We start from the raw sequence: 21,487 nt of genomic DNA, 5'->3' as shown, positions 1-21,487 counted from the left end.
TGCCAGGAATCTGTCCGGAACGTGACGCTACGCCAAGCGCAGCCTGACAATTCTCCCTTAAGCACTAGGCACAAATCATTATGTCCACCTGGCCCATCTACCAAAAGCAGTTCGACGGTTACCTACGGCTGGAAAAGTCTTTGTCGGGCAACTCCGTGGAGGCGTACAGCCGCGACGTGCAGAAGCTGCGGCAGTTTCTGGCTTTGCGCCAGCTCAGTGTGCGGCCGCAGGAAATCGGGCCGGAGCTGCTGCGCGAGTTTCTGGTCTGGCTGGGTGAGCTGGAGCTGAGCGCCACCTCCCAGGCCCGCACCCTCTCGGGCCTGAAGGCATTCTTCCACTTCCTAATCATGGAAGACCAACTCAGCATCGACCCCACCGACACGCTGGAGGCCCCCAAAACCGGCCGCAAGCTGCCCGATACACTGAGCTACCAGGAGATAGTGCAGCTGCTGGAGTCAATCGACATGAGCACCAACGAAGGCACCCGCAACCGCGCCATTCTGGAAGTGCTGTATTCCTCCGGCCTTCGCGTGAGCGAGCTGACGGAGCTGCGCCTTTCCAACGTGTACGCCGAGGAAGGATTCGTGCGGGTGACGGGCAAGGGCAACAAGGAGCGGCTCGTGCCCATCGGCGGCGACGCCCTCAAGCACCTGGGCTTCTATCTGAGCGGAGTGCGCTGCCACCTCGACATTCAGCCCGGCCATGAAGACCACGTGTTCCTAAACAAGCGCGGCACGAAACTCTCGCGCGTCATGATCTTCAACATCATTAAAGCCGCGGCCGACAAAGCCGGAGTGCGCAAGAGCATCAGCCCGCACACGTTCCGCCACTCCTTCGCCACCCACCTCATCGAGGGCGGCGCCGACCTGCGTGCCGTGCAGGAAATGCTGGGCCACGAAAGCATTACCACCACCGAAATCTACACCCACCTCGACCGGGACTACCTGCGTCAGGTTATTACGGAGTTTCACCCCCGCAGCTAAGCGGGCATTACGGTCGCAGCGAGGAATAACCTGGGCCATAGGTTGGGGGCAGTGAAGCGCTATTTTTACGGCCGTGTTTCTGTCTTCAAGTTTGCTTTTTCGTCGTTTAAAATCCTCGCCGCTGCTGTGGGCGCTGGCGGCGCTGGGCGTATTGCTGCTTCCATTGCTGGTGCTTGGCCCCGAGAGCTACATCACCATCGACGACAATCTGGACGCGGAAGTCTCGGTACCTTACCTGCTGGCCCGCACCAACACAGCCCTGGATTACGGGGCGCAAACTGTGGTGCCCCAGATCATGAACGGGCTGCCGCGCAACGCCCTGCGGCCGGGCTTAAGCTTAACAGTAGCATGCTTTGAGCTGCTGCCGCCATTGCCGGCCTACCTGCTGAATATGGTGCTGGTGCGCCTGGCCGGCCTGCTTGGCATGTATGCCCTGCTGCGCCGCTGGCTGCTGCCCGCGTCAGATCAGCGTAAGCTGGCCGCTGCTGTGGCGCTGGTATGGGCGCTGCTGCCAGTTTATTCCATCTACGGAGTGTCGGTGTTGGGGCAGCCGACGGTGCTGCTGGCCCTGCGCGAGCTGCGCCTGAGCGGGCGGACGGGGTGGCCCTGGCTGGTGCTGCTCTTATTTCCGCTGTGGTCGTCGCTGGTGCTGGCGGGCGTGTTTGTGCTGGCGGGCGCGGCTGCCTATCTGGCCGGTGCCGACTGGCTCCAGCGCCGCCTGAGCTGGCGTGCCTGGATGGGGGTGGGGCTACTGGCACTGAGTTCGGCCGTGGTGGAGTTTCCGCTGCTCTACTCGCTGCTTTCCCACCAGTTCGTGCCTCACCGCGTGGAGTTTGATCTGCTGCAGCTGGCACCCGCCACGCTGGCCACGCAGGTGCGCAGCACCGTGCAGCTAGCCATGCTGGGCCAGTACCACAGCAGTTTGTTTTTTCGGGGAGTTATGCTCCTGACTCTGCCGCTGGCCTGGTGGCAGGCGCGCCGACGGGACCGGGCTTTCCCAGGGCGGTTGGTGGTGGGGCTGCTGGGTGTGTTGCTGGTACTGGCAGTATTTGGCGGGTTTTATCTGTCGTTTCTGCGCGTGGCCCAGGAGGCGGTGCCGCCGCTGCGCACCTTCAACCTCAGCCGGTTTCACTTCCTCACGCCCTTGCTTTGGCTGGTGGTGTGGGTGCTGGCCTTGCGCACGTTGCCGGCCGGCTGGCAACGTGCGGTGCTGGTAGCTGCACAACTACTCGTGGTACTGGTAATGAATCGCGAATGGACCCTGAACCTGCGGCAGCTGCTGGGCCAGCCGGTAGCTACCGAGCCGAACTACCAGCAGTTTGTAGCTCCGCGGCTGTTTTCCCGGGTAGCCCATAGCATTCAGCGCCAGAGTGGCCTACGGCCCGCGCAGTACCGTGTAGCCTGCCTGGGCTTGCCGCCCGCCGTTGCTCAGCTCAACGGCTTCAGTACCCTCGACAGCTACCAGAACAACTACCCGCTGCCTTATAAGCATCAGTTCAGGATGGTAGTAGCGGGCGAGCTGGCCAAAGATGAGCTGTTGCGCACGTACTTTGATGCCTGGGGCAACCGTTGTTACCTTATGGCCGCTGAGCTGGGTAAAAACTTTCGGGTAGGAGCTGGCCAGCATCCGCCCTTGCAAAATTTTGCCTTCGATGCGGCAGCTTTCCGCGGGCTGGGCGGACGCTACGTGGTGTCGGCGGTGGCGCTGGTCCGGCCGGCGCGCAGCGGCCTGCAACTCGTTGGAGACTTTGCCGATCCGGCCGCCTACTGGCACTTGTTTGTGTACGAAGTAGCGCCGATATGCCCGTAGAAGAGGGCAGGGGTGGGGCCGGAAAAGGCAGCTTACTCCCACGGCCGAATAGCCGGTTTAACGCCGGAAAAGCCGTAGATTTGATTTTCAGGTGTGATTTCGAATGGCTAAAAATACATACAAACAACCCGCCGCGCCGGCCCCTCCGGCGGCCAATGCTCCCCGGCCCCCGCGCAACCAGCCGCGCCCCGGCCCCGAGGCCCCCCGGGAGCCGCGCCGCCCCGAGCCCCGGCCCGCCGCTAAGGCCCCCAAGGCTCCGCGTCAGCCTGTTAAGCTGCCTTCCCTGGGCAACGTATTCGGCTTTTTGCGCGACCGGCGCTTTCAGCTGTTCCTGGGCTTCTTCTTCCTGCTCGCATCCATCTACCTCACTATTGCCTTCCTCTCGTTCCTGTTCACGGGCCAGGCCGACCAGAGCGTGGTGCAGAGCGCCGGCACTACGCCCCTGAAGGAAGCCGGCCAGGAAACCGGCAACTGGCTGGGCCTCATCGGGGCCACGCTGGCCCAGTGGCTGATTTACCGGGGCTTCGGGGTTGCGGCCTTTGCCGTAATTCCCATCGTCTTCTTCCTCGGCTACAAGATTGTATTCCGGCGCGATGATGTGTCGGTGAGCTACGTGCTGGCCTTATGCCTGTTCACGATGGGCTGGCTGAGCGTGCTGCTGGGCTACGTGGTGCTTTCCCTGGAAGCGCCCGATGCCGACCCCGCCCTGGCCCACAGCCTCGACTTTCTGAGCGGTGGTATCGGCTACGAAGCGGCCCTCTGGCTCGACAGCCTCATTGGCTGGGGTACGGTGCTGCTGCTGGCCTTCCTGCTGATTTCCTTCGTGGTGTTCTTTTTCAACGTGACCACGCTGAACCTGCGCCGCCCCGACAATGAGGAAGACGCAGCCCAACCCCTGGCGCCTGAGTACGGTCGCGCCGGCTTGGGCGTCAACCACGCCGCCAACCCTGCGGCCACGCTGGAGTCCGAGGACGACGAGCCCGCGGCCCCGGCCATGACACTCAAGCGCGTAGGCCCATTGGCTGCTCCGGCTCCAACGCCCCCCGCACCGCTAACCGCTGAGGAAGACGAAGAAGATGAGCCCGACGCCCCATTCCTGACCAGTGGCTCCGTAGCAGCTCCGGCCGTTCCGGCCGCCGTACCCCTCACGGTAGCCCCGGTAGCTGCTTCGGCTGCTACGGCGGCAGCCTCGGCTGCATTGAAGATGGGTGGCGCGGCAGCTGCCGGCCCAGCATTCTCCATTGAGGCGCCGGCTGCCGAACCGGTAGCCCCGCCCGTGCCGGCCCGTGTGCCTACCCCGCTTTCTATGGCCGACCTGGCCGACAACGACGCGCCCCTGCCGGCCGCAGTGCCCGTGGCCAAAGGCCCGTCGTTTGAAGTGGAAATACCTGTGGCCGCGCCCCCGCTGGAAATCGACCGGGATAACGGCGAACTGGACCCCGCCGCCGGCGCCGATATGGCCGCCATTGCCGATGAGGACGAGGATGCCGACGCCATGCCCAACGTGAACTACGACCCCACGCTGGACCTCTCGCGCTACCAATACCCCACGCTGGAGCTGCTCAACGACTACGGCCAGGCCAAAGCCCAGGTCAGCAAGGAAGAGCTGGAAGCCAACAAAGACCGCATTGTAGAAACGCTGGGCCACTACGGCATCAGCATCGCCAGCATCAAGGCCACCATCGGGCCTACCGTCACGCTCTACGAAATCGTGCCGGACGCCGGGGTGCGCATCAGCAAAATCAAGAGCCTGGAAGACGATATTGCTCTGAGTCTGGCCGCGCTGGGTATTCGCATCATCGCGCCTATTCCGGGCAAAGGCACCATCGGTATTGAGGTGCCGAACACGAAGAAGGAGATGGTGAGCATCCGCTCGGTTTTCGCCACCGAGAAGTTTGCGCACACCGAAATGGACCTGCCCATTGCCTTCGGGCGCACCATCACCAACGAGGTATTCGTGGCCGACCTGGCCAAAATGCCCCACCTGCTGATGGCTGGGGCCACGGGCCAGGGTAAGTCGGTAGGCTTGAACGTGATTCTGGCCTCCTTGCTCTACAAGCGCCACCCCGCCCAGCTCAAGTTCGTGCTCGTCGACCCTAAGAAGGTGGAACTGAGTATCTTCAACAAGATTGAGCGCCACTTCCTGGCCAAGCTGCCCGATACCGAGGAGGCCATCATCACCGACACCAAAAAGGTGGTGAACACGCTCAACTCCCTGTGCATGGAGATGGACAAGCGCTACGACCTGCTGAAGGACGCCGGCTGCCGCAACCTCAAGGAGTACAACCGCAAGTTCATTGAGCGCCGGCTGAACCCCAAGAAAGGCCACCGCTTCATGCCCTTTATTGTGCTGGTGATTGACGAGCTGGCCGACCTGATGATGACGGCCGGCAAAGAGGTGGAAACGCCCATTGCCCGCCTGGCCCAGTTGGCCCGCGCCATCGGCATTCACCTGATTGTGGCCACCCAGCGCCCGTCGGTCAACGTTATTACCGGTATCATCAAGGCCAACTTCCCTTGTCGGATTTCCTTTAAGGTGACGAGCAAAATCGACTCGCGCACCATCCTGGATACCGGCGGAGCCGACCAGCTGGTAGGTCAGGGCGACATGCTGTTCTCGGCGGGCTCCGACCTGATTCGGGTGCAGTGCGCCTTTATTGACACGCCGGAAGTTGACCGCGTGTGCGACTTTATCAGCGAGCAGCAGGGCTACCCCGATGCCTACCTGCTGCCCGAAGTAGCCGGGGAAAGCGGGGCCGGCAGCGGCGACGCGGAGGACTTCGACCCCGCCCAGCGCGACTCGATGTTTGAGGAGGCTGCCCGCGTCATCGTTACGCACCAGCAGGGCAGTACCTCGCTGCTGCAGCGCCGCCTCAAGCTGGGCTACAACCGCGCCGGCCGCCTCATCGACCAGCTGGAGCACGCCGGCATTGTGGGGCCGTTTGAGGGCAGTAAGGCCCGGGAAGTTTTAATTCCGGATGAGTACAGTTTGGAACAGTTGTTGAATAGCCTGCCGAAGTAAGCGCGAAACGTTGTGCTTTTTTGGTAGAACTTTGGGCTTTAGTCTGGTTTTACCCGTATGCGGAGCGAAGTCCGTATACGCCGCGCACTACGCTTCGCCCCCAATTCGCCAACAACCTCCTCTCTTACTTTTCGCAATGAAAAAGTTTCTCGCCCTGCTGGCCTTGTCCTTGTCGCTCACGTCGGCTGCCTCGGCTCAGCAGGACCCCAAAGCCACCAAGATTCTGGATCAGATGAGCGCCAAGTACCAGGCCATGAAAGCCTTTAAGGCCTCATTCACCCAGACGCTGGAAAACCCCACCGCCAAGGTAAAGGAAAACCTCTCGGGTGACATCACGGTGAGCGGCACGAAGTTCCGGCTGAAAATGAACGGCCAGGAGGTCATCAACAACGGCCAGACAATGTGGACCTACATGAAGGCCGAAAACGAGGTGAACATTTCCGACTACGAGTCGGATGACCAGGAAATTTCGCCTTCCCAGATTTACACCCTCTATAAGAAAGGCTATAAGTACTCCTACGTGGAGGAAGTGAAGGAAGCCGGCGAGGCCTTCGACGTGATTGAACTCTCGCCCGAGGACCGCAACAACTCCGTGTTCAAGGTTCGCCTGAAAGTGAGCAAGAAGGATAAGTCGGTGAAAAGCTGGCAGATGTTCAAGAAGAACGGCAACCGCTACACCTTCCGCATCAACAAGTTTACGCCCAACGTGCCTGTGGATGCCACCACCTTCACCTTCGATAAAGCCAAGTACAAAGGCGTGAAGGTGATTGACCTGCGCTAAGCTGCCACTACCGCCGAATTTCCCGGCCCGCTTCCGCCTCCAGCGGGGGCGGGCCGGTTTGGTTTTGGTCAGTTGGCGCGCTATTTTTCGTTGGTAATCAGCGTGCAGAATGTCAATAGGATATGCAGGAAGATTTTCTCCACTACGTCTGGCAGCAGCAGTATTTCGATAAAGCCAGCCTACGAACTCAGGATGGCGAGCAGTTGACGGTGCTGCGCCCCGGCTTCCGCCACCAGGATGCCGGCCCCGACTTTCCCAATGCCCGCATCCGCATAGGGGAGGTAGAATGGAACGGAGCCGTGGAAATTCACCTGCGCGCCTCCGACTGGCACCGCCACCAGCACCACCTCGACCGGCGCTACGACCAGGTAATCCTGCACGTGGTACATACCGCCGATGAGCCCGTGCGCCGCACCGACGGCACGCTCATTCCGACCCTGGAACTGGGGCCGCGCCTGGGGCCGGAACTGCTGCACACTTATCAGGCGCTGCTGGCCGCGCCGCCCGCCACGCTGCCCTGCGCCGGCCTGCTGCCGCAGGTGCCGGTTATCACGCGACTTTCGATGGTGGAGCGGGCCCTGCTTGAACGGGCGGAGCGCAAAGCTGCCACCGTACTGACTCTGCACGAGCAGCTTTTGGGCGACTGGGAAGCCACCACCTGGCACGCGCTGGCCGCTGGCTTCGGCTTTCAGAAGAACACCGAGCCGCTAACCCGGCTGGCCAAAGCCCTGTCGCTGTCCGTGCTGCGCCGCCACCGCCACCAGCTGCTGCAGGCCGAGGCGCTGCTGCTCGGGCAGGCCGGTTTTCTGACCGATATAGACGCTTCGGACGACCACACGGCCGCGCTGGTGCGTGAGTACAGCTTCCTGCGGCACAAATACGAATTGGCCGAAACGGCGCTTCAGGCCCATGAATGGAACTTCCTGCGCCTGCGGCCCGCCAACTTTCCCACCGCCCGGCTGGTGCAGCTGGCCGCACTGCTGCACGCCCGGCCCACCCTGTTTGCCGCCCTGCTGGCCGCGGCCGACGTGCCCACGCTCGAAGCGTTTTTCCGGGTGCCGCTGGCCGACTACTGGCACGCGCACAACCGGCCGGGTAGGCCCGGCAAAACCACGGAGCTGGGCCGGGACAGCGTACACCTGCTCATCAGCAACGTGGTAGTGCCGTTGCGCGTAGCCTATGCCCGCCACGTGGGGCAGCCCGAACTGGCGGAAGAAGCCGTGAACCTGCTGGCGCAGCTGCCGGCCGAACACAACCGGCTGCTGGCGCCCTATGAGGCCCTGGGATTCCAGAACAAGTCGGCAGCCGACTCCCAGGGGCTGCTTACGCTGCAGCGGGAGTACTGCCAGCCGCGTCGCTGCCTGCACTGTGCCATCGGGAATCGTATTTTGCGCCAAAATCCGTTGGTGTCTTGAAGGTATTACTGGCCCTCGGGCTAAATAGTCTGCTGCTGTTGTGGCTGGGCCGCTGGCTGTGGCAGCAGCGGCTGGATGCTGCTGTGGGGGCCTGGCTCGGACCGGCGCTGGCGTTTAAACTGCTGGCCACGGTGGCGTCGGTGATTATGCTCTCCTATGATGCGGCGCTGTATCATCAGTGGGGCAACTGGCTGAACGACCACGCCTGGCGCGAAACGCAGGACTGGCTGCGCCTGCTGGGGCAGGATAGCCTGCACCTGGGCGAGCGTACCTTCCTTACGCGCGGCCTTTCCAACACGCTCTTCTTCATCAAGCTGCTTTCCCTGCTGAATTTTGCCTCGGCTGGCATCGTCTGGCTGAATGCCCTGTACGTCTCCCTGTTCAGCTTTATAGGTAGCTGGCAGCTGGTGCGGGTGCTGGCCCGCCGGTTTCCGGCCACGACCCCCAGCGCGGCGGCCGTGGCTTTTCTCGTCTGGCCCAGCGTCGTGTTCTGGACGAGCGGCCTCACCAAGGAAGCCCTGCTGGTAGGCGCGGCGGCCTGGCTTCTGGCCCTCGTAGTAGATGCCAGCTACCAGACGGAGCGGCCTTTGCGGCCAGGGCAGTTGCTGGGCATGCTTCTGCTGACCTTCCTGGTAGTGAAGATGCGGTACTTTTTCGCAGTATTTCTGCTGCTGGCCCTGGCCGTGCTGGTGCTCATTCGAGTAGGACAGCGGCGCGGGCTCTTACAGCGCCGCTGGCTGCAGGTAGGGGTGCTGGTAGTGATACTGGGGCTAGGAGTGTTGATGGCCGGGCGCGTGAGCCATGTTTTCACCGGCGCCAAATTCTCCAGGGAGCTGATGCGCAACTACAACGGTTTGCTGACGCGCTCCGCCGGCCGCCCCCACATTGAGTATCCGGGGCTGGAGCCGACGGTGCCCAGCGTAAGCCGGTATGCTCCACTGGCTGTAGGCAACGCATTGATGCGTCCCTATCTGACCGAAAGCGTGAGCCCGCGCTATTTCCTGGCAGCCCTGGAAAACATAGTGCTGCTCGTAGTACTGGTCACGTGTGTCTGGGCCGTCGTGCGAGGCCGGGGCGGGCAGCTGCCTTTTGCGCTGGTGCTGCTGCTGCTGTTCTACTGCCTGGTGGTGGCGTTGCTCATCGGCCTTACTACGCCCAACCTGGGCACGCTCAACCGCTACCGGGTGTCGTTTCTGCCTTTTCTGCTGCTGCTGCTGCTCCAGAACGACTACGCGGCCCGGTGGCTGCGGCGCCTGCCCTGGCCCAAGAGGCAGGGGTAAACCCAGCAGCAGGAGCCAATGCTGCGTACTAGCCATTGGCTGGCCAACCAGCGGGGTGTAACCGTCAGGCAAGTCCTTTCGGGTCCGTAGGGGTTTCGCAGCGTGTCATCTATTTCCGAAGATTCCGAAATAGATGACACATTCTGCAGGCAACTTGTCATCTATTGTGAAGAACTTGAAAATAGATGACACGATTATGTGTCTGCTTTGCTGTGCGGGTGTTGCCTTGAGCCTGGCAGCAGGGGAGTTGCTACCATCACTCAGCTTGGCCGCCCTGCGAAAGGCGCGTATCTTTGCAATTCAGAAACCCGCGGCCTCGTGTCGCTGTTTGCCTCCGCATGGAAAATCCCGTAATCATTCTTGGTGCCCAAACCGTCGGCACGGCCGCCCTCGACGCTTTCCAGAGCAACGATGTAGTAGTGTACTGTCTGCTCGACGACGACAAGGCCCTCCAGAACACCGAGCTCAACGACGTGCCCGTGATGGGCAATACCGACGACGCTCAGCTCCTGAAGCTGCTGGGCAAGAAGTGCGAAGTGTTCGTGGCCACCGATGATACCGCCAGCCGCCGCAGCCTCACCAGCATGCTGCACGAGGAGTACACCGTAGCGCCCGTCAACGCCATTCACGCCCGGGCCAGTGTATCGGAGCACGCGTGGCTGGGGCATGGTATTCTGGTAGGGGCCAACGCCGTGGTTGCCAGCACCGCCAAAGTAGAAAACGGCTGCATTATCGGTCCCAATGCCGTGGTGGAAGCCAAGGTGCAGGTGGGCGAATACGCGCAACTGGGTTCCGGCTCCATCCTCAACGCGGGCGTCGAGGTGGGCGCGCAGGCCTTTATCGGCTCGGGCGTGGTGGTGGTGGCCGGAGTGAAAATTGGGGCCAAAGCCCGCGTAGGGGCCGGCTCCGTCGTAGTGGCCGATGTGCCCGCCGGCCAGACCGTGTTCGGCAACCCAGCCACTAAAGTTTAATTAGTAATTAGTAATTGGGAATTAGTAATTATCCGGTTCAGCGGGCCAGATTTTCTCAAATTCTTAATTGCTAATTCTTAATTACTAATTCAAAAAATGGACTACCGCGTTCTGCTTTATTACTGCTACACGCCCATTGAGAATCCGGAGCTGTTTCGGGAGGAGCACCATAGGCTGTGCCTGAGCCTGAACCTGCTGGGCCGTATCATTGTGGCGCCCGAGGGGCTGAATGGCACCGTTTCGGGCCGGTTGGCGGACTGTGAGGCGTACATGCAAACGGTAAAGGCTGACCCGCGCTTCGCGGCCCTGGAGTTCAAGGTAGAAGAAGCCCCGGCGCACACCTTCCAGAAGCTGCACGTGCGCGTGAAGCCCGAAATCGTGCATGTGGGGTTGCCGCACATCAAGCCTTACGAGCGCACGGGCGTGCATTTATCGCCCACCGAGTTCCGCGACCTGAAAGACCAGGACGACGTGGTAATACTGGACGTGCGCTCCGACTATGAGCACCAGCTCGGCCGCTTCAAGAATGCCCTGACGCTGGACATCGAGAACTTCCGCGAGTTTCCCGAGAAAGTAGAGGAGCTGGTGCAGTACAAGGACAAGAAAATCCTGACCTACTGCACCGGCGGCATCAAGTGCGAAAAGGCCTCGGCGTTTTTGCTGGAGCAGGGCTTCGAGAACGTGTACCAGCTGCACGGGGGCATCATCAAATACGGGCTGGAAGCCGGGGGTGAGGATTTCGATGGCAAGTGCTACGTGTTTGATGGCCGCGTAGCCGTGGACGTGAATACGGTGAACCCCACCATCATTTCCACCTGCCACCACTGCCACACGCCCTCAGCCCGCATGATCAACTGCGCCAACCCGCACTGCAACCTGCATGTGGCCATGTGCGAAGCCTGCGGCCAGCAGCTCGACGGGGCTTGCTCCACCGTCTGCCAGCAGCACCCGGAGAAGCGCCCCTACGACGGCACCGGCGCCTACCCCAAAGCCAGCAACAACTACAACCCCGAGCAGGGCCTGCTCTCGTATCGGGCTCCAGCCCTGAAATAGCGCGTCCGCTTAGGTTTTCCCGCATCTGGTGGCCCGGCTTCTGCTGGGCCATTATTTTTTACGGCTGGCTTTCAACGGCTCGGCGGAAAGAAGTACGCACATTTTGGCCGCTTGCTCCGTAATACGTAACTCGAATGTTTCCCCACTATTCCCCGCCCTCCCCATGCCTATTCCCGAATCGGAGCTGATTTTGAACCGCGACGGCAGCGTGTATCACCTGAACCTCGTGCCCGACCACATTTCCGACACCATTATCACCGTCGGCGACCCGGAGCGCGTGCCCCTGGTCAGCCAGCACTTCGATTCCATCGAAACCCAGATCCACAAGCGCGAATTTGTAACGCACGTGGGCTACTACAAGGGCAAGCGCCTTACCGTCATCAGCACGGGCATGGGCACCGATAACATTGATATCCTGCTCAATGAGTTGGATGCGCTGGTCAACATCGACTTTGTAACCCGCGAAGCCCGGCCCCTGGAGGAGCGCATTGCTTTGCGTATTGTGCGCGTAGGCACCAGCGGTGCCCTGCAGGAGGATATTCCGCTGGGCTCCCACCTGGTTTCGGAACACGGCGTAGGCCTCGATTCGCTGATGCAGTTTTATCCGCTGGTAGAAACCGGGCTGGAAGTGGAAGTGGGCGCCGGAGTACAGCAGGCTCTGCAGCTGCCGTACCGCCCGTACTGCGTACGCGGCTCCGACTTGCTGCGCGAACAGCTAGGCGCGGACATGGTAGCGGGCAACACGCTCACCTGCCCCGGCTTCTACGGCCCCCAGGGCCGCGTGCTGCGCCTCGATCTGCGCATGCCCGACCTGATTCAGCAGTTCCAGCGCTTCCGCTATCATAGTGCCGAGGGCGAATTCCGCCTCACCAACTTCGAAATGGAAACGGCCGGCTACTATGCCCTGGGTCGTATGCTGGGCCACGAGGTCGTGTCGCTGAACGCTATTGTAGCCAACCGTGCTACCGGCGAGTTTGCCACCAACGCCGACCAGGTTGTCAACGACCTGATCCAGAAAACCCTGGACCGCCTCTAAGCCCACGGATGAGCACGGATTTTGTGAACGGCTCATTTTCAGGATAACAACAAAAAGGCCCCGCACGCTGCGGGGCCTTTTGTTTTTGAACGATTGTCGTAGGGAGTCTTAACCGCCCAAAAATCCGTGTAATCCGACAAGTCCGGGGTATGTGGGGTTACAGGAAATCGATGCCGATAACGCTGCGCATGGGAAGGAAAGCGCCCGATTTGAGCGTGATATAGTCGGCATCACAGGCCCACACGGTGGTTTGCACGCGCCTGGCAGTGCCATCAGCGGTCTGGAAGTAGATATCAACCTTGCCGTGGTAACCATTGCCCAGCGTAGTAGCCCGCTCGGCTGAGTAGCGCCGCAGCTGGCGGTCAACCACCGAATCCAGTACATCAACAGCCGGAAAGCTCAACTGCTGAACATGCTCTTTTGAAATGATTTCCGGGGATTGTACAAATGTTTGCATGGTGGTGTCAGCTAGGTGTTTGCAGGTTTGGTGCTAGTAACTTACAAGTAAGTACTTACTTAGTCAAGTATTCGGGGATAAAAATTATATTAGATCTTTAAGGCTGGTCGCTGCTATTATCCTGGGCTAATGCAATTGTGTTTTTCTTTGCAACTGAACTGGCACTGCTATTTTACTGCTCCTTTATCCGCGCCTTTCCATACAAAAACCGCCGCCTGCTCCTGAAGGCAGACGGCGGTTGATGCCTGGAGAACGTCCTGTTATAGAGCCGCCAGAAAGGCCATGGTATCCACTCCATCGGCGTAGTCCGTGATGGCGGGGCACTGTGCCCGCCCGAAAGGAAAGCTACCGGGATACTGGCCGCCCGCCGATACGATACACTGCACCCGCTCACCCAGATCAGTAAGCTTATCGGCCAGATCTACCTCATGCTGATAGGTGACGTAGTGCAGCACCGAAATGGGCGACACCAGCTGCGGATTTTCGGTGAGCAGCAGAAAGCCGCTGTCGAAGTGCGGCACGCCGTTTACCAGCAGAATGCTCTTGTTGTAGTCGTAGTTGTTCTGGTATTTATGGTGGTCGGTGGCGTGGTGCCAGGGCGCCAGGGCATCGAGCAGGGGCGTGAAGCTATAGCCCTCGGGCACGTACAGGGAGCTGACGTTGCGGCAGCCCAGGCCATAGTAGCGGAAAATGTCCTCGCCCAGCAGCCCCAGGTCATGGTCAGTTTCGCGGCCCGTGAGCACGGCCAGGGAGCTGCGGTTGCGCCGGATGATGTTGGGCTTCTTGCCGAAATAAAACTCGAAGTAGCGGGCCGTGTTGTCGGAGCCGGTGGCAATGAAGGCATCGGCCGCATTCAGGCGCTCCACCAGTTTGATACGCTCGTCAAAGCGGGGCTCCAGCTGCGTCAGCTCGTCCAGCACCCAGCGCATCAGCACGGTATCGTCGGAAGAGAGCTTGGCCAGTAGCGTGTGCCCGCTCAGCAGCACGCACAACGCATCATGAAAGCCCACCAGCGGAATATTGCCCGCCATGACCACGCCCACCTGCCGGGGTGTTTCGGGCTCGGGGCGGTAGCGGGACGCCCAGGCGCGCAGCGGCTCTCCCTGCAGCAGCTCGGCTATGCCCCGAAAGGCGGAGGCCACGTTGGGCTTGTCGAACCAGGCGTTCTGGTTGCGGGCCCGGGCCGCCAGAGTGGTCAGTTCATCGTCGGAAAGCTGGTGCAGGCGCTGGCCCAGGGCTACAAAAGCGGCAAGGCGGTCGGCTTGATTCATATGGAAGAAGGGGAGAAGGCGGGAGTATTCGGCAAAAAACTCGCAAGAGTACGGGTTAGTTTCTACTTTTGCCGGGTTGGATTGCGGTAATCAGGCATCTATTGCCCGGCAATCTACGTTTACGCGTACCAAAAAGGAGGATACGGCTATGGCCATCATGATAACCGACGAGTGCATCAACTGCGGTGCCTGCGAACCGGAATGCCCCAACAATGCTATCTACGAAGGCGGCGCCAACTGGCGCTGGGCCGACGGCACGGCCCTGAGTGGCACCGTGACGGTAGATGGCGGCGAACAGGTGGGCGCTACGGCTGCCCAAAGGCCCGTCTCTGATGAGTACTACTACATCGTATCGGACAAGTGCACCGAGTGCGTGGGCTTCCACGAGGAACCCCAGTGCGCCGCTGTCTGCCCCGTAGACTGCTGTGTGGACGACCCCGACTACCGTGAGTCGCAGGACAAGCTGCTCAAGAAAAAGGAGTGGCTGCACCAGGAAGCCTAGGCTTCCGGACGGCTTATTTCAGAATGGATTCACCCATAAGCCCTGCTCCGGCAGGGCTTATGGCGTTCTAGAGGGGGCCGGGTTGGGCCCAAAGTGAAGGTGGCGGTCAGCGGCCTGCTCTTGCTTCAGCAGCTTCAAAAACTCGCGGCGGCTGACTTCTTCGGCGCCCAAGGCTGCCAGGTGAGGCGTGAGTTGCTGAATATCGAGCAAGGTTGCTCCCTGTCGGCGCAGGCTCTCTATCAGGGCCAGCAAAGCCAGCTTGGAAGCATTAGGCCGGGTATGAAACATACTCTCCCCCGCAAACACGCCCCGCACGGCCACCCCGTAGAGGCCGCCTACCAGCTCAGCGCCATCCCACACCTCCACGCTGTGGGCCCGCCCCGCCCGGTGTAGGGCCACGTAGCCGCGTATTAGCTGGGGCGTAATCCAGGTGCCCGCCTGCTCGGGGCGCAGCTGTTGCCGGCAGGCGTGCATCACCTGTTCAAAGGCTTCGTTGAAGCTGATGCGCCAGGGGCTCTGGCGCAGCGCCCGGGCCAGGGAGCGGCCCACGTGCAGGCGCTCCAGCCGCAGAATACCGCGCCGGGGTGGGCAAAACCACGGCAGCACCGGCCAGCCTTCCACCGGCCACGGAAAGATGCCCCGGCTGTAGGCGGCGGTGAGGTTTTCGACGGTCGGCTCCCCACCGAGCAGCACCAAGCCTTCCACTGAGTCGTCGGCGGCCTTGTCGGGATTGTCGGGGAAGGGCAGGAGCATAGAACTGTGCGAACAAGAGGGTAACTAGCGGAAGCGGCAAAGCAAGTTTCAAACTTAAAGAAGGCCGGGCGCTAAAGCCAGCTCGATTACCGAGGAGTGAACCGTGCCAGGCGGGCTACTCAAGGAACGCATCTTCGGCTTGGAAATGCCGAAGATTTCCCGCCCCGCCCGAAATGCCTACTTTTGCGCCCGTATTCAGACTTGAATTTCCTCCGCCGATGTCCATCGCCAAAACCTATACCCCCGCCGACGTTGAAGCCAAATGGTACCAGCGCTGGCAGGAGCAGGGCTTCTTTAAAGCCAAGGCCAACCCCCGCAAGCAGCCGTACTCGGTAGTTATTCCGCCGCCCAACGTGACGGGCGTGCTGCACATGGGCCACATGCTGAACAATACCATTCAGGATGTGCTGGTGCGCCGGGCGCGCATGCAGGGCAAGGAAGCCTGCTGGGTACCTGGCACCGACCACGCCTCCATTGCCACCGAGGCCAAGGTAGTGGCGCTGCTCAAGGAGCAGGGCATCGAGAAGAAGGACCTCACGCGGGAGCAGTTTCTAGAGCATGCTTTTGCCTGGAAGGAAAAGTACGGGGGCATCATCCTCGAGCAGCTCAAGCAGCTGGGTGCTTCCTGTGACTGGGACCGGACGCGCTTCACCATGGAGCCCGAGCTGACCGAGGCCGTACTGCGCGTGTTCGTGGATCTGCACCAGAAAGGCCTGATTTACCGTGGTATCCGCATGGTAAACTGGGACCCGCAAAGCCAGACGGCCCTGTCCGACGAGGAAGTAATTCCCAAGGACGTAATGGCCAAGATGTATCATTTGAAGTATGAAGTAGTGAGTAGTGAGTATTTAGACTCTGCCCAAGCGCAAGGGGGAAAATCTCAATATTCACTACCCAATACCCAATACTTAACCGTTGCTACGTCGCGGCCCGAAACCATCATGGCCGACGTGGCCGTAGCGGTGAACCCCAATGACCCGCGCTACACCCACCTGCACGGCGCCAAGGTGCGCATTCCGCTGCTGGGCCGCGAAATTCCGGTGATTCTGGACGAGTACGTGAGCATCGACTTTGGCACGGGCGCGCTGAAGGTAACGCCGGCCCACGACCTGAACGACTACGAGCTGGGCGTAAAGCACAACCTGCCCGTTATCGACATCCTGAACAACGACGGCTCGCTCAACGAGAAGGCCGTGCTCTACGTGGGGCAGGACCGGTTCGCCGCCCGCCGCAACATCGTGAAGGACCTGGAAGAAGCTGGCCACGTGGTGAAGGTAGACGAGTACGCCAGCATTGTGCAGACCTCGGAGCGCACCAAGGCCGTGATTGAGCCCCGCCTGAGCTTGCAGTGGTTCCTGAAAATGGAGCACCTGGCCAAGCCGGCCCTGGAAGTGGTGGAAAACGACACCGTGAAGCTTCATCCGGCCAAGTTCAAGAACACCTACCGGGTGTGGATGGAGAATGTGCGCGACTGGTGCATTTCCCGCCAGCTGTGGTGGGGTCAGCAGATACCGGCCTACTATCTGCCCGACGGCACCTACGTGGTGGCCCTCACCGCCGAGGAAGCCTTGGTGCAGGCACGGGAGCAGAGCGGCAACCAGGACCTGCAACTCACCGACCTGCGCCAGGACGAGGACGTGCTGGACACCTGGTTTTCGTCGTGGCTGTGGCCGATTTCGGTGTTCGACGGCTTCAAGGACCCCGACAACGCCGACGTCAACTATTTTTATCCCACCAATGACCTGGTGACGGGGCCTGACATCCTGTTCTTCTGGGTGGCCCGCATGATTATGGCCGGGCTGGAGTACCGCAAGGAAATACCGTTCCGCAACGTGTACCTCACCGGCATCGTGCGCGACAATCTGGGCCGCAAGATGAGCAAGCAGCTCGGCAACTCGCCCGACCCGCTGGACCTGATCAAGCAGTTCGGGGCCGACGGCGTGCGGACTGGCATGCTGTTCTCGGCGCCGGCTGGCAACGACCTGCTCTACGACGAAAAGCTGGTGGAGCAGGGCCGCAACTTCTCCAACAAGCTCTGGAACGCCTTCCGCCTCATCAAAGGCTGGGAAGTGGATACCGCCTTGCCTTTCGCCAATGAAAAGGCGGTGGAGTGGTTTTCGGCCAAGCTGAACGCCACCATCACGGAACTGGATGAGCACTTCGAGAAGTTCCGGATAAGCGACGCGCTGATGATGGTGTATAAGCTGGTGTGGGACGACTTCTGCTCCGAGTACCTGGAGATGATTAAGCCCGCCTACCAGGCACCCATCGACCCGGAGACGCTGCGCCTGACCTCGGGCTTCCTCGAAACCCTGCTCAAGCTGCTGCACCCGTTCATGCCCTTCATCACCGAGGAAATCTGGCACGAGCTGAAGGAGCGCGGTCCGAAGGAATATGTGTGCGTGGCTGCGTGGCCCAAAGCCCAGCCCGTAGCCGGTGCGCCCGAGCTGCTGGCCCGCATGGAAAAGGCCCTGGCCATTGTAGGCGGGGTACGCACCATCCGCAACCAGAAGGGCCTGGGCCCTAACAAGCCCCTTACTCTGGCCGCCAAAACCGACGATACCCAGCTGCTCCAGGACTACGACCCCATCATTCGCAAGCTGGCCGCCCTTACCGACATTTCGGTGGTGACGGAAGCGCCGGCTGCTTCGGTAAGCTTCGTGGCGGGCAGCAGTGAGTTCTTTGTGCCCCTGGAAGGCCAGATTGACCTTGGAGCTGAAAAGGAACGCCTCGGCAAAGAGCTGGAATACGCCCAGGGATTCCGCGACTCAGTGCTGAAAAAGCTGGCCAACGAGAAGTTCGTGGCCAACGCCAAGCCCGACCTGGTAGAGCGGGAGCGGCAGAAGCTGGCCGATGCCGAAGCTAAAATCACGGCCCTGGAGCAAAGCCTGGCAGCGCTCTAAGCCGGTTGCTTACAACTGACCTGTCATCCTGAGCGGAGCGAAGGACCTTAGCACGCATGGTAGAGTCCGATTGACTCGTTCATGCGTGCTAAGGTCCTTCGCTCCGCTCAGGATGACAATTTTATGGCATAGCCCGCGCCGTTCACAATTTCCTCGTTTCTTTAGTGCAGCCATTCATTTCATCTGGTTGCCCTATGAACCTTTTCTCCACCTGCCTGACGGGCCTAGGCGTGCTGCTAGGCGGCGCAGTCCTGGCCCAGACGCCCTCCGCTACCATGCCCAAACCGCCCGTGGCCGCCATTAAGGCCAAAGAACTGAAGTCGCCCTTCGGCACGCGCACCGATAACTACTACTGGCTGAATGAGCGCGAAAACCCCGAAGTCATCAGCTACCTGAACGCCGAAAACGCCTATACCGAGCAGCAGCTGGCCCCAGTGAAAGGACTGGAAGAAAAGCTGTTTCAGGAAATCAAGGGTCGCATCAAGGAGCAGGATGAGTCGGTGCCCTACCGCGACAATGGGTACTACTACTACACCCGCTACGAGGCCGGGGCCGAGTACCCGATTTACTGCCGCAAAAAGGGCAGCCTAAGCGCCAAAGAGGAAGTCCTGCTCAACGCCAACGAACTGGGCAAGGGCAAAGCCTACTACCAAATTGGCGGCTTCGAGGTGAGCGACGACAACCAGGTGCTGGCTTACTCCGAGGACGTGGTGAGCCGCCGCCTCTACACGCTGCGCTTCCGCAACCTCAAAACCGGCCAGCTCTTTCCTGAGCAAATCCCCAACACCAGCGGCAACGCCGTGTGGGCTGCCGATAACAAGACCGTTTTCTACACCCGCAAGGACCCCAGCACCCTCCTCGACTACCAGCTTTACCGCCACACCCTGGGCACCGACCCCAAGCAGGACCAGCTAGTGTACGAGGAAAAGGACAACACCTTCCGCATTGGCGTGCACCGCTCCAAGTCGCGCCGGTACGTGCTACTGGACATCGGCAGCACCATGTCGTCGGAGGTACGATACCTGGAGGCCGGCAAACCAGCCGAAGCACTGAAAGTGTTTCTGCCCCGGGAGGCCGACCACTTGTATGAGGTAGAGCACCTGGGCGACCAGTTCTACGTGCGCTCCAACGCTGGCGCGCCCAACTTCCGCCTGCTGAAAACGCCCGTCACCAATACTGCTAAAACCGCCTGGCAGGAGGTCATTGCCCACCGCCCCGATGTATTCTTGGAAAACATGGAGTTGTTCAAGGATTACCTGGTGCTGGGCGAGCGGAAAGAAGGCTTGCTACAGCTACGCGTGATTCGGTGGAAGGACAAGCAAGAGCACTACCTCAACTTCGGAGAGCCCGCCTACACGGCCGCCATCAGCATCAACCCCGAGTTTGATACCCCGGTGCTGCGCTACAGCTACTCCTCGCTCACCACCCCATCTTCCACCTACGACTACGACATGGCCGCCCGCAGCAAAAAACTGCTGAAGGAGCAGGCCGTGCTGGGCAGTTTCAAAAAGGAAGACTACGTGACCGAGCGGATGTACGCCACCGCCACCGACGGCACGAAAATTCCGATGTCCATCGTGTATAAGAAGGGCTTTAAGAAGGACGGCACGTCGCCGGTGCTGCAATACGCCTACGGCTCCTACGGCTACTCCACCAACCCCACCTTCAGCGCAGCTCGCCTGAGCTTGCTCGACCGGGGCTTTGCCTACGTGATTTGCCACATCCGGGGCGGACAGGAAATGGGCCGGCAGTGGTACGAGAACGGCAAGAAGCTCAAGAAGAAAAATACCTTCACCGACTTTACCGACTGCTCCAAGTACCTCATCGACCAGAAGTTTACCTCCGCCAATAAGCTGTTTGCCATGGGCGGCTCGGCCGGTGGCCTGTTGATGGGTGCGGTGGTGAACCTGCATCCTGAGTATTACAAGGGCGTGGTGGCAGCTGTGCCCTTCGTGGACGTGGTGACGACTATGCTGGATGAAAGCATCCCGCTGACGACCGGGGAGTACGACGAGTGGGGCAACCCCAACCAGAAGGAGTTCTACGACTACATGCTCTCGTACTCTCCCTACGACCAAGTGAAGGCCCAGCAGTACCCGAACATGCTCGTAACCACCGGCCTGCACGACTCCCAGGTGCAGTACTTCGAGCCCGCCAAGTGGGTAGCCAAGCTGCGCACCGTAAAAACCGACCAGAACCTGCTGCTGCTGCACACCGACATGGCCGCCGGCCACGGGGGCGCATCCGGCCGCTTCAAGTCCATCCACGATACGGCCAGGCAGTTTGCCTTTATGCTGATGTTGCTGGGCGTGAAGTCGTAGGGGTCGTAGCTTACAGATTTATGATATTAGTGTTGTTTGGCTTATGAGTAGGCCTTTTTCGGTGGGTTTTTTCCTGCCCTTGGTATGCTTAGGGCTTTCCAACTGTATCGGGTTTACCTTGGTTACGGACACAAGACAACTGCCTGTTAGTAGATCAAGGGCAACTATAGGTTCGCGGATTGGTAAAGACGGTGGCCGTGCGGGCGGGGTGACGACAGCAGACGCTCTACGTTTGTGGGGTAAGCCGATTCGCCGTGATACCTTAGGTGCGGAACAAAGATGGGTTTATCGTTCGCGTCAAGTGTCTTGGCGAGGTATAGAGATATATGCAATCTTGCCACTTCCCTTGTTGGTGCCCACTGGCTTCAAGAAAGTCACTCTGACGTTTGATCATGATCAGCTTCGCCATTACACCATTGATAATGGCCGTCAGCGGTTTTTTGGTTATTTCATTTGGGGATTTAGCAACGACAAACAGTGGCAATTCAACCAAGAGCAGGGCGACCCGATGGCGTGTAATGGCTACCTCGATTTTTATTGCTATTAAACAGCACGAAGGCGACCGATGTAACTACTAGCAAGGACATCTTAATGTCTTCTTGAAAGTTCTGGCTGCTGTTGCCCGGTAACCTCTGCCTGTTCCGTATAGCAACGCCCCCGCGTGGCGCCTCTTGGTTTCAAACCAAGTGCGCCACGCGGGGGCGTTGCTGTGTTGACGCTTACTCGCGAAAGTAGCCGGCTGTGTTTATAATGCGTTGGACAGAGTTTCGCCCGCATCCGAAATGGGAGGTGAAGAAGGAAAAACGGCAGCTGAGGTCTTGCAAAAGTTGCCGTGGAAGACCGGTAAACGAGTGGTGAGAAAGAACATTAGCCAGTTGTGGCGGTTTTTTAGCGGTGCGTGCCACCTCTTCACCAAACTAGTGTCTGTG

The 21,487-nt window shown here is 60.2% G+C and carries 16 protein-coding genes; 13 read left to right on the top strand and 3 right to left on the bottom strand.

From position 1 onward, the window contains the following. Positions 1-80: 80 nt before the first annotated feature. The 9 genes from xerD (at position 81) to I5L79_RS08570 (ending at position 12,351) form a co-directional block, all read left to right on the top strand. Complete coding sequence (gene xerD / locus I5L79_RS08610) at positions 81-983, top strand: site-specific tyrosine recombinase XerD (RefSeq protein ID WP_196954631.1); 903 nt, start codon at positions 81-83, stop codon at positions 981-983. Between the two features lie 91 nt (positions 984-1,074). Continuing rightward, positions 1,075-2,793: a DUF6044 family protein gene (locus I5L79_RS08605; protein ID WP_196954630.1), complete on the top strand. Its 1,719-nt coding sequence runs from the start codon at positions 1,075-1,077 to the stop codon at positions 2,791-2,793. A 103-nt stretch (positions 2,794-2,896) separates the two neighbouring features. After that, positions 2,897-5,815 (top strand): FtsK/SpoIIIE family DNA translocase, encoded by a 2,919-nt coding sequence (locus I5L79_RS08600; protein ID WP_196954629.1) that lies wholly within the window; start codon positions 2,897-2,899, stop codon positions 5,813-5,815. Positions 5,816-5,951: 136 nt separating this feature from the next. Beyond that, positions 5,952-6,596, top strand: a complete 645-nt coding sequence (locus tag I5L79_RS08595) for a LolA family protein (protein ID WP_196954628.1) — start codon at positions 5,952-5,954, stop codon at positions 6,594-6,596. Between the two features lie 122 nt (positions 6,597-6,718). Beyond that, a complete protein-coding gene (locus tag I5L79_RS08590) occupies positions 6,719-8,011 on the top strand; it encodes a DUF2851 family protein (protein WP_196954627.1) in 1,293 nt (430 codons plus the stop codon). After that, the gene (locus tag I5L79_RS08585; protein WP_196954626.1) at positions 8,008-9,291 is read left to right on the top strand and encodes a hypothetical protein; all 1,284 of its coding nucleotides are present in this window, start codon (positions 8,008-8,010) and stop codon (positions 9,289-9,291) included. Before I5L79_RS08590 ends, I5L79_RS08585 begins: the two co-directional genes overlap by 4 nt. Positions 9,292-9,629: 338 nt before the next feature. Further along, positions 9,630-10,262: a NeuD/PglB/VioB family sugar acetyltransferase gene (locus I5L79_RS08580; RefSeq protein WP_196954625.1), complete on the top strand. Its 633-nt coding sequence runs from the start codon at positions 9,630-9,632 to the stop codon at positions 10,260-10,262. A 96-nt stretch (positions 10,263-10,358) separates the two neighbouring features. After that, positions 10,359-11,315, top strand: coding sequence for an oxygen-dependent tRNA uridine(34) hydroxylase TrhO (trhO, locus tag I5L79_RS08575; RefSeq protein ID WP_196954624.1), 957 nt, complete (start codon positions 10,359-10,361; stop codon positions 11,313-11,315). 163 nt (positions 11,316-11,478) lie between these two features. After that, the gene (locus tag I5L79_RS08570) at positions 11,479-12,351 is read left to right on the top strand and encodes a nucleoside phosphorylase (RefSeq protein WP_196954623.1); all 873 of its coding nucleotides are present in this window, start codon (positions 11,479-11,481) and stop codon (positions 12,349-12,351) included. Between the two features lie 157 nt (positions 12,352-12,508). On the opposite strand, the gene I5L79_RS08565 is transcribed toward I5L79_RS08570, so the two are convergent. Together I5L79_RS08565 and I5L79_RS08560 are read right to left on the bottom strand one after the other, a co-directional pair. Next, positions 12,509-12,808 carry a hypothetical protein gene (locus I5L79_RS08565; protein ID WP_196954622.1) on the bottom strand — a complete coding sequence of 100 codons (300 nt, stop codon included), beginning with the start codon at positions 12,806-12,808 and terminating at the stop codon, positions 12,509-12,511. Between the two features lie 260 nt (positions 12,809-13,068). Continuing rightward, the gene (locus I5L79_RS08560; RefSeq protein WP_196954621.1) at positions 13,069-14,079 is read right to left on the bottom strand and encodes an acyl-CoA reductase; all 1,011 of its coding nucleotides are present in this window, start codon (positions 14,077-14,079) and stop codon (positions 13,069-13,071) included. A 100-nt stretch (positions 14,080-14,179) separates the two neighbouring features. Here I5L79_RS08560 and I5L79_RS08555 point away from each other — a divergent pair, with 100 nt between their 5' ends. Then, positions 14,180-14,581, top strand: a complete 402-nt coding sequence (locus I5L79_RS08555) for a 4Fe-4S dicluster domain-containing protein (protein ID WP_317191373.1) — start codon at positions 14,180-14,182, stop codon at positions 14,579-14,581. Between the two features lie 57 nt (positions 14,582-14,638). Here the strand turns inward: I5L79_RS08555 and aat are convergent, their stop codons facing one another. Next, on the bottom strand, positions 14,639-15,334 hold the full coding sequence (aat, locus tag I5L79_RS08550) for a leucyl/phenylalanyl-tRNA--protein transferase (protein ID WP_196954619.1): 696 nt from the start codon (positions 15,332-15,334) through the stop codon (positions 14,639-14,641). 218 nt (positions 15,335-15,552) lie between these two features. Between aat and I5L79_RS08545 the strand changes: the two genes are divergently transcribed. The 3 genes from I5L79_RS08545 (at position 15,553) to I5L79_RS08535 (ending at position 21,105) form a co-directional block, all read left to right on the top strand. Further along, positions 15,553-18,237 (top strand): valine--tRNA ligase, encoded by a 2,685-nt coding sequence (locus tag I5L79_RS08545; protein WP_196954618.1) that lies wholly within the window; start codon positions 15,553-15,555, stop codon positions 18,235-18,237. A 194-nt stretch (positions 18,238-18,431) separates the two neighbouring features. After that, the gene (locus I5L79_RS08540) at positions 18,432-20,558 is read left to right on the top strand and encodes a S9 family peptidase (protein WP_394368792.1); all 2,127 of its coding nucleotides are present in this window, start codon (positions 18,432-18,434) and stop codon (positions 20,556-20,558) included. A gap of 61 nt (positions 20,559-20,619) precedes the next feature. After that, positions 20,620-21,105 (top strand): hypothetical protein, encoded by a 486-nt coding sequence (locus tag I5L79_RS08535; RefSeq protein ID WP_231402992.1) that lies wholly within the window; start codon positions 20,620-20,622, stop codon positions 21,103-21,105. Positions 21,106-21,487 lie beyond the last annotated feature (382 nt).

This window comes from Hymenobacter guriensis (assembly GCF_015773195.1).
Lineage (GTDB): Bacteria > Bacteroidota > Bacteroidia > Cytophagales > Hymenobacteraceae > Hymenobacter > Hymenobacter guriensis.
This window is presented reverse-complemented; position numbering and strand designations above follow the sequence as displayed.